The 7,809-nt window shown below is 74.1% G+C and carries 6 protein-coding genes; 4 read left to right on the top strand and 2 right to left on the bottom strand.

Going from position 1 to position 7,809, the window contains the following annotated elements:
• Nucleotides 1-45: 45 nt before the first annotated feature.
• On the bottom strand, nt 46-327 hold the full coding sequence (locus tag ACWF94_RS26945; protein WP_453493690.1) for an HPr family phosphocarrier protein: 282 nt from the start codon (nt 325-327) through the stop codon (nt 46-48).
• A gap of 219 nt (nt 328-546) precedes the next feature.
• Between ACWF94_RS26945 and ACWF94_RS26940 the strand changes: the two genes are divergently transcribed.
• Genes ACWF94_RS26940 through ACWF94_RS26930 form a run of 3 tightly spaced genes read left to right on the top strand, consistent with a single transcriptional unit; the run spans nt 547 to nt 5,407 of the window.
• The gene (locus ACWF94_RS26940) at nt 547-3,522 is read left to right on the top strand and encodes a bifunctional acetate--CoA ligase family protein/GNAT family N-acetyltransferase (protein ID WP_453493688.1); all 2,976 of its coding nucleotides are present in this window, start codon (nt 547-549) and stop codon (nt 3,520-3,522) included.
• 38 nt (nt 3,523-3,560) lie between these two features.
• Complete coding sequence (locus tag ACWF94_RS26935; RefSeq protein ID WP_453493685.1) at nt 3,561-4,205, top strand: DUF5998 family protein; 645 nt, start codon at nt 3,561-3,563, stop codon at nt 4,203-4,205.
• The gene (locus ACWF94_RS26930) at nt 4,205-5,407 is read left to right on the top strand and encodes an alkaline phosphatase family protein (RefSeq protein WP_453493682.1); all 1,203 of its coding nucleotides are present in this window, start codon (nt 4,205-4,207) and stop codon (nt 5,405-5,407) included. Before ACWF94_RS26935 ends, ACWF94_RS26930 begins: the two co-directional genes overlap by 1 nt.
• A 248-nt stretch (nt 5,408-5,655) precedes the next feature.
• Here ACWF94_RS26930 and ACWF94_RS26925 read toward each other — a convergent pair whose 3' ends face one another.
• Nucleotides 5,656-6,435, bottom strand: coding sequence for a VOC family protein (locus ACWF94_RS26925; protein ID WP_453493679.1), 780 nt, complete (start codon nt 6,433-6,435; stop codon nt 5,656-5,658).
• 229 nt (nt 6,436-6,664) lie between these two features.
• Between ACWF94_RS26925 and ACWF94_RS26920 the strand changes: the two genes are divergently transcribed.
• Nucleotides 6,665-7,504, top strand: coding sequence for a sulfurtransferase (locus ACWF94_RS26920; RefSeq protein ID WP_453493676.1), 840 nt, complete (start codon nt 6,665-6,667; stop codon nt 7,502-7,504).
• The last annotated feature ends 305 nt before the right edge of the window (nt 7,505-7,809 follow it).

The raw sequence follows: 7,809 nt of genomic DNA, 5'->3' as shown, positions 1-7,809 counted from the left end.
GCCCTGGACGGGACCGCGGCTCCCTGCCGCACGGGGGACGGGGAATCAGACCGTCTCGGGAAGCTCCTCAAGGCCCTCGGTCACCAGCTTGGCCAGCCGGTCCAGGGCGGCGTCCGCGCCGTCCGCGTCGGACGCGAGCACGATCTCCTCGCCGCCCCGTGCGCCCAGGCCGAGCACGGCGAGCATGGAGGCGGCGTTGACCGGATTGCCATCGGTCTTGGCGATCGTCACCGGGACGCCGGAGGCCGTGGCGGCACGGACGAAGATGGAGGCGGGGCGGGCGTGAAGGCCCTCGGCCCAGCCGACGTTGACGCGGCGCTCAGCCATGGTGTTGCCCTTCAAGTACTAGCGGTTGTCTAGACCAGTGTCTCATGTTGCCGTGTAACCGTATGTTGCCCTGTGTGCGTACCGTACGGCCCGGAGGCGTCCGGGCCCCGGCCGGGGCGCGGCGCGGCCCGTAGGGCGTGACGCGGCCCACCCGTCCCACCTCGGACATCCCTGGCGCAACAGCCTCCGCGACCGATCATCGCGCCGTAGGCTTTCAGCATGCGGACCGAGCCCGAGCACGCCTACCCCGATCACTGGGAGGCGGACGTGCTGCTGCGCGACGGGGGCACGGCGCGCATCAGGCCCATCACCACCGAGGACGCCGAGCGGCTGGTCAGCTTCTACGAACAGGTTTCGGACGAGTCGAAGTACTACCGCTTCTTCGCGCCCTACCCCCGGCTCTCCGCCAAGGACGTCCACCGCTTCACCCACCACGACTACGTGGACCGGGTGGGACTCGCCGTCACGATCGGCGGGGAGTTCATCGCGACCGTCCGCTACGACCGGATCGACGCACGGGGCAGGCCAGCGAGCGCGCCCGCCGACGAGGCCGAGGTCGCCTTTCTCGTCCAGGACGCGCACCAGGGGCGCGGGGTCGCCTCCGCGCTGCTCGAACACATCGCGGCAGTGGCGCGCGAGCGGGGCATCCGGCGGTTCGCGGCCGAGGTGCTGCCCGCCAACAACAAAATGATCAAGGTGTTCCGGGACGCCGGGTACACCCAGAAGCGCAGCTTCGAGGACGGCTCCGTCCATCTCACCCTCGACCTCGAACCGACCGCCGAGTCCCTCGCCGTGCAGCGGGGCCGCGAGCAGCGCGCGGAGGCGCGCTCCGTGCAGCGGCTGCTCGCCCCAGGCTCCGTCGCCGTCATCGGCACCGGCCGGGCGCCGGGCGGGGTGGGGCGCACCGTGCTGCGCAATCTCCTCGCCGCCGGGTACACCGGCCGTACGTACGCGGTGAACCGCGCCTTTCCCGCCGCGGGAAAGGTGGACGGAGTGCCGGCCTTCCGCTCCGTCGGCGAGATCACCGAGGCGGCGGGCGAACCGGTCGACCTCGCCGTCGTCGTGGTCCCGGCCGAGCGCGTGCCCGATGTGGTCGCCGACTGCGGTGGGCACGGGGTGCGCGGCCTGGTCGTCCTGTCGGCCGGCTACGCGGAGAGCGGCGCGGACGGACGGCGCCGCCAGCGGGAGCTGGTGCGGCAGGCGCGGTCGTACGGCATGCGCATCATCGGGCCGAACTCGTTCGGCGTCATCAGCACGGCCGGGGCCGTCCGGCTCAACGCCTCCCTGGCGCCCGAGTCCCCGGCCGCCGGGCGCATCGGTCTCTTCACCCAGTCCGGCGCGATCGGGATCGCGCTGCTGTCGGGGCTGCACCGCAGGGGCGCCGGGCTCTCCACCTTCATCTCGTCCGGCAACCGCGCCGATGTCTCCGGCAACGACTTCCTCCAGTACTGGTACGAGGACCCGGACACCGATGTCGTCCTGCTCTACCTCGAATCCATCGGCAACCCGCGCAAGTTCTCCCGCCTCGCCCGCCGTACGGCGGCGGTGAAGCCGGTCGTCGTGGTCAAGGGCGCCCGGCACAGCGGGAGCGAGCCGCCGGGGCACGCCGTACCGGTCACCCGTATCCCGGACACGGCGGTCGGGGCGCTGCTGCGGCAGGCGGGGGTGATCCGCGTCGACACCGTCACCGAGCTGATCGACGCGGGCGTCCTGCTGGCGGGCCAGCCCCTGCCGGCGGGCCCCCGGGTCGCGATCCTCGGGAACTCCGAGGCCCTCGGGCTGCTCACCTACGACGCCTGTCTGACGGAGGGGCTGCGTCCGCGGCAGCCGCTCGATCTGACGACGGAGGCGACCCCGGCGGACTTCCGGGACGCGCTCGCCCGGGCGCTGTCGGACGAGAGCTGCGACGCGGTGGTGGTGACCGCGATCCCCTACGTGGGGGAGGACGGCGACCTCCAGTCGGGCGACGGGGAAGTCCTCGCGGCGGCGCTGCGCGAGGCCGCCGCGGCCTCTCCGGCGAAGCCGGTGGCCGTGGTCCACGTCGAGCTGGGCGGCCTCTCCGCGGCCCTGGCCGCCGCCCGCGCCCCGGCCCGGGAGGCCCGTACCCCGGCCCGTGAGGCTCAGGCCCGGGAGGTCCGTACCCCGGCCCAGAACACGGCCCCGGAGGTCCGTACCCCTGCCCGTGACGCCCGGGACACGGCGACCTCGTCCCGCCCCCGCCGGCCGGGCGACGGCCCCGGCGGGGCAGCGGGCGACGGCCGTGCCCCCCACGGGCCGCCCGCGCCCCTCGGCGCCGCCGTGCGCGACGGCCCCGGCGCGGGACAGGGGACCGCGCGGCGGATTCCCGCGTACCCCGCCGCCGAGCGGGCCGTGCGGGCCCTGGCGCAGGCCGTGCAGTACGCGCAGTGGCGGCGGCACGCGGCCGAGCCGGGCAGGGTCCCCGAGTACGACGGCATCGACGAGCACGGTGCCGCCACACAGATCGCCCGGCTCCTCGGGGACGGCCGCAGCAGCGAGCTGCCGACGGCGGACGCGCACGAGCTGCTGGGGCGGTACGGCATCCGGGTGCGGCCCACGCTCCCCGCGCCGGGGCCCGACGAAGCCGTACGGGCCGCCGAGCGGCTGGGGTACCCCGTCGCGCTCAAGACCACGGCGCCCCATCTGCGGCACCGGGCCGATCTCGGGGGCGTACGGCTCGATCTCGCCTCCGAGGCGCAGGTGCGGCAGGCGTACCGGGAGCTGACCGACCTCCTCGGCCGGCCGGTCGAGCTGCGGCCGGTCGTGCAGGCGATGGCCCCCCGGGGCGTGGACACCGTCGTCCGCGCCGTCATCGACCCCGCCGTGGGGGCCGTGCTGTCCTTCGGGCTCGCCGGGGCCGCGTCCGAGCTGCTGGGGGACACCTCGCACCGGCTCGTGCCCGCGACCGACCGCGATGCCGCCGAGCTGATCCGGACCATCCGGACAGCTCCCCTCCTCTTCGGCTGGCGCGGGTCCGCGCCCGTCGACACCGCGGCACTCGAAGAGCTGCTCCTGCGGGTATCACGACTTGTGGACGACCACCCCGAAGTGGTCGGAATCAGTCTTGAACCCGTCGTCGTGGCTCAGCACGGCCTCTCCGTTCTCGGCGCGTCCGTGCGGCTCGCACCCCCCGCAACCTTCACTGACCTGGGGCCTCGCAGACTCCCCAGCTACTGAGCGGCACTGAGCGCTCGACGCCCCGGAGGCCCCGTAGGATGGACCGCATGGCGAAGACCGGTACGACGACCCAGGGGCTGCGCGCGGCGATCGAGCGCAGCGGCTACTACCCGGCTCTCGTGGCCGAGGCGGTGGAGGCCGCCATCGGCGGGGAGCAGATCGAGTCGTATCTCGTGCACCAGGAGACCACCTTCGACGCCAACGAGGTGCGTCGCCATGTCACCGTGCTCGTCCTCACGGGCAACCGCTTCATCGTCAGCCACACCGACGAGCAGACCGCCGAGTCCAGCTCGCCGACGCCGTACGCCACCACCTCCACCGAGTCGGTCAAGCTCGGCAGGATCTCCTCCGTCGTCGTCAGCCGCGTCGTCGCCAACCCGGAGTCGTACACCCCCGGCACCCTGCCCCGCGAGGTCGTCCTGACCATCGGCTGGGGCGCGGTCTCCCGGCTCGATCTGGAGCCCGCCGCCTGCGGTGACCCCAACTGCGAGGCCGACCACGGCTATACGGGCAACTCCACGGCCGACGATCTGAGCCTGCGGGTCAGCGAGGCCGGTGACGGCCCGGACACCGTCCAGCAGACTCTCGCCTTCGCCCAGGCGCTGTCCGAGGCCACGGCGGCCACCGGAGCCGCTCCGGCCGCCCCGGCCACCTCGACGGCGGCCACGAGGCCCGCTCGCTGATGGTGCAGCCCGCGACACCCGCCACCTGGCCGGACGAACCGCTCCCGCTCGCGGTGGACTCCGCACCCGTCCCCGAGTACGGCTCCGGCTCCCTCGCCGATCTGCTGCCCACACTCGCCGCGGGACAGGGCGTACCGGGCCTCGCCCCGGCCATCCCCGAGCTGACCCCCGCCGACCGGAACTGCGTCTTCCTGATCGACGGTCTCGGCTGGGAGCAGATCCGGAGCCACCCGGACGAGGCGCCCTTCCTCGGCTCGCTCCTCCACACCTCGCGCGGCGGCACCGGCCGCCCCATCACCGTCGGCTTCCCCGCCACCACGGCGGCCTCCCTCGCCTCGGTCGGTACGGGCCTGGCCCCCGGGCGGCACGGACTGCCCGGCTACACCGTGCGCGACCCCGCCACCGGCGCGCTGATGAACCAGCTCCGCTGGAAGCCGTACACCGATCCGTACGCCTGGCAGCCGTACCCCACCGTCTTCCAGCTCGCCCATGAGGCGGGCGTCCACACCGCCCAGGTCTCGTCCCCGATATTCGAGCACACCCCGCTCACCCGGATCGCGCTCAGCGGCGGAACGTTTCACGGCCGCCTCGGCGGCGAGGAGCGGATGGACCTCGCGGCCGGGGAACTGGGGGCGGCCGACCGGTCGTTGGTCTATACGTACTACAGCGAGGTCGACGGCATGGGCCATCGGTTCGGTGTCGGCTCCGACGCCTGGCGCGGACAGCTGATGTATGTCGACCGGCTGGCACAGCGCCTCGCCGAGCAGCTCCCGCCCCGCTCCGCCCTCTACATCACCGCCGACCACGGCATGATCGACATCCCCTTCGACGAAGAGTCCCGTATCGACTTCGACGAGGACTGGGAGCTGAGCGCCGGGGTCGCCCTCCTCGGCGGCGAGGGCCGGGCCCGCCATGTGTACGCGGTACCGGGCGCGGAGGCCGATGTGCTGACGGTCTGGCGCGAGGTGCTCGGCGAGCGCTTCTGGGTCGCCGGCCGTGAAGAGGCCGTCGCCGCGGGCTGGTTCGGACCGTCGGTGGACGAGCGCGTCCTCGGCCGGATCGGCGATGTCGTCGCCGCCGCCTGCGACGATGTGGCGATCACCGCCTCCGGCCAGGAGCCGCACGAGTCGGCGATGGCGGGGATGCACGGCTCCCTCACCCCGGTCGAGCAGCTCGTCCCGCTCATCGAAGTGCGTTCGTAGCACCTCCGAGCCGCCTGGCTGCTCCGCCCGGCCACCCGTCGGCGTCCGGGCGGTCCTCGTCGCGCCACTCGTCTTCGAGGATGCTGAACACTTCGGAGTCCCGCCAGCCGTCCCGGATCAGCGCGCTATGACGATGACGTCCTTCCCGGGTCATCCCGAGCCTGCCGAGTACCCGTGCCGACCCGAAGTTCCGCGGGTCACAGGTGGCATGGACGCGAGGTGGCATGGACGCGGTGGAGCCCAAGATCTCAGCGGGGCGATCGGACGACCGTGAACACCGCGCCCTCCGGGTCCGTGACGATCGCGCTGCGGCCGTGCGGGCCGTCCTCGGGCGGTCTCAGGACATGTCCGCCGAGCGCGGTCACCCGGCGGGCGGTGTCGTCGGGGTCCCCGACCTCGAACCAGGTCATCCAGTACGTTCCCCGGTCGCGCGGCAGCGACCGGCCGACGCCGCGCAGCGCGGCGACCGGGCGGTCGTCCAGGCTCAGGGTCACCAGATCGACGCCGCCGGGGGTGTCGGGTTCGGCGGGCTCGGCCTCGTAGTCGAAGACCGTCTCGTAGAACTTGGCGACCGATGAGGTCTCGACGGTGAGCAACTCGTGCCAGACCGGGGTGCCATGGGTGCCGTGGAGTGCGGTGCCGCCGTGGGCCGCCGCCTGCCACAGACCGAACACCGCGCCCGCCGGGTCCGTCGCGATCGCCATCCGGCCCGCGTCGCCCGCGTCCAGCGGGCCGACGCCCACGGTGCCGCCGCTGCACCTGACCGTCTCGGCGTCGGCGTCCGCGTCGTCGGTCGCCAGATACGGCGTCCACGCGATCGGCAGCCGCCGGTCGGCGGGCAGTTGCCCAAGACCCGCGACCTCCTTGCCGTCGAGCAGGGCGCGCACATACGGACCGAGCTGCGCCGGGCCGGGGGAGTACTCCCAGCCGAACAGTTCGCCGTAGAAAGCCTGGATCGCGTCAAGGCCGTGCACCATCAAGCTCACCCAGCTGGGTGTGCCGGGTGTGTGCCGAGTCGCCTCGGTCATCGTCACTCTCTCCTCGGACCATCGTCGTGGCCGTACGGGGGGACGGCGTACGGGCCTCTGTACGGTGCAAGGCCGTGCGCCCCGATGTGAATGCTTGCACCCCCCGGCGTTGAGCGCGCCCCGGCCGCGCCGCTTTTGGCGGGTTCCCGCCGGAGGATGCCCGTTTTAGTGTCGCAGATCCGATTCGGCGGTATTAAGGATCGGCAGGGGATGGACGAGGATGAGGTCCATGACGCCCATCATCTCCGCGCCCGCTCTCGCGGCCGAACTGGCCGGACCGCGGCCCCCGGTCCTGCTCGACGCCCGCTACCGGCTCGGTGGTCCGCACGGACGCCCCGACTACGACGCGGGGCACATCCCCGGCGCGGTCTTCGTCGACCTGGACGCGGAACTGGCCTCCACGCCCGGCGCGGGCGGCCGTCATCCGCTGCCGGACCCCGGGGCGTTCGGTGCGGTGATGCGCCGCGCCGGGGTGTCGGACGGGTCGCCCGTGGTCGTCTACGACGCGGCCCAGGGCTGGTCGGCCGCGCGCGCCTGGTGGCTGCTGCGGTGGACGGGGCACACCGCCGTACGGGTCCTGGACGGCGGTCTCGCCGCCTGGACCGGCCCGCTGGAGACCAAGTCCCCCGACCCCGCCGAGGGCGACTTCACCCCCGTGCCCGGCGGGCTCCCGCTGCTGAGCGCCGACGAAGCGGCGGCGCTCGCCCGTACGGGTCTGCTGCTGGACGCCCGCGCGGGCGAACGCTATCGGGGCGAGGTCGAACCGATCGACGCCGTGGCCGGTCATGTCCCGGGCGCGGTCTCCGCCCCCACCACCGAGAATCTGGACGCCGAGGGGCGCTTTCTGCCACCGGACCAACTGGCCGCCCGCTTCCGGGCCCTGGGCGCGTCGGAGGACGGGCCCGAGGCACCCGGGGTAGGCGTCTACTGCGGCTCCGGGGTCTCGGCCGCCCAGCAGGCGCTCGCCCTCGAACTGGCGGGCTTCCCCCACGCCCTCTACGCGGGCTCCTGGTCCCACTGGACCCGGGACCCGGCCCGGCCGGTCGCGACGGGCCCCGAGCGGGGCTGACGCCACCCGGCACCGGGCGGCCGGGCCCCCGGGGAGGCGGAGCGAGCGCGACCACCGCCCCGAGCCGGGACGCCGGGACGCCGGGACGTCCGGACGCCGGGACGCCGGGACCACGGCGGCGAGGCCCGGTGACTTCGCGCCCGTGTCCTCGCCCCGACCGCCGAGCCGACGCCGTCGGCGGGGAACGCCGGACCGGGGTGAGAGCGAACACCGCGAAGCCGAATCCCGCCCCGGCGATCGCGGGGGCGGGACCGCGGCCCACGGGCGCCACCAGGGCCCGGTGTTCCGGTGAGCGGCATGGACCG

The organism is Streptomyces sp. NPDC055078, assembly GCF_053607985.1.
The sequence above is the reverse complement of the archived record's forward strand: the minus strand, read 5'-3'. Positions and strand labels throughout refer to the sequence as shown.

Excerpts from the sequence above, each read along its gene's own strand:
- ACWF94_RS26920 (WP_453493676.1), top strand. The coding sequence starts at position 6,665 with ATGACGCCCATCATCTCCGCGCCCGCTCTCGCGGCCGAACTGGCCGGA.
- ACWF94_RS26930 (WP_453493682.1), top strand. The coding sequence starts at position 4,205 with ATGGTGCAGCCCGCGACACCCGCCACCTGGCCGGACGAACCGCTCCCG.
- ACWF94_RS26925 (WP_453493679.1), bottom strand. The coding sequence starts at position 6,435 with ATGACCGAGGCGACTCGGCACACACCCGGCACACCCAGCTGGGTGAGC.
- ACWF94_RS26940 (WP_453493688.1), top strand. The coding sequence starts at position 547 with ATGCGGACCGAGCCCGAGCACGCCTACCCCGATCACTGGGAGGCGGAC.
- ACWF94_RS26945 (WP_453493690.1), bottom strand. The coding sequence starts at position 327 with ATGGCTGAGCGCCGCGTCAACGTCGGCTGGGCCGAGGGCCTTCACGCC.
- ACWF94_RS26935 (WP_453493685.1), top strand. The coding sequence starts at position 3,561 with ATGGACCGCATGGCGAAGACCGGTACGACGACCCAGGGGCTGCGCGCG.